At 44.6% G+C, this 565-nt stretch carries 1 pseudogene; it reads right to left on the reverse strand.

From position 1 onward, the window contains the following. Positions 1-246: 246 nt before the first annotated feature. Positions 247-565, reverse strand: a pseudogene (locus R7E78_RS29040) (RHS repeat protein); the annotation flags it as partial.

A 565-nucleotide genomic window follows, 5' to 3' on the forward strand; every position in this document is an offset into this window, starting at 1 on the left:
TTGAAATTAGCCTTAAACAGTCGAGAACCATACATCACAATTTCTACAGGCCAGTACCAGAATGGACTTAGCGGCTTGTAGCTCGCAACCTCGTCTATTTTGTAGTGACGACCTTCCGAATCATAAATGTCCATCAGCTCAAAATAACCGTTCCTCAAAGACTGAATAGTACATTTCCCGAACTCGGATTCTGATGCCACTACGAAGAGCGACCTTTTCTTGCTGCTCACAAGCAGCGCTGGAAATTCAATTTGCACAACCGCATCCCTCATCATTTATTGAATCAGCTAAACCACCACTAACAGGAGAGGCTTGAGCTACTTTTGCCCATTCAGGCGTCCCGTGCCACCAACGACCAAATGCGCTATATGGGGTAGGTCCATTGCCGTGAATGTTTTGGTGAATATCTCTTGGAATGGACTTCAAGTTCCAAGGATGGTTTTTTATTGAGTCAGGAACATATTTGCCAAACTTGCCATTTCTCTGAATAGCCCAATGGTGAAGCTCATTACCTCGTGGAACCCCTTGAACTTTCCTTACTCTGGGTGAGACATTGCTCCATTTT

The sequence above is a fragment of the Vibrio sp. YT-19(2023) genome (genome assembly GCF_033337395.1).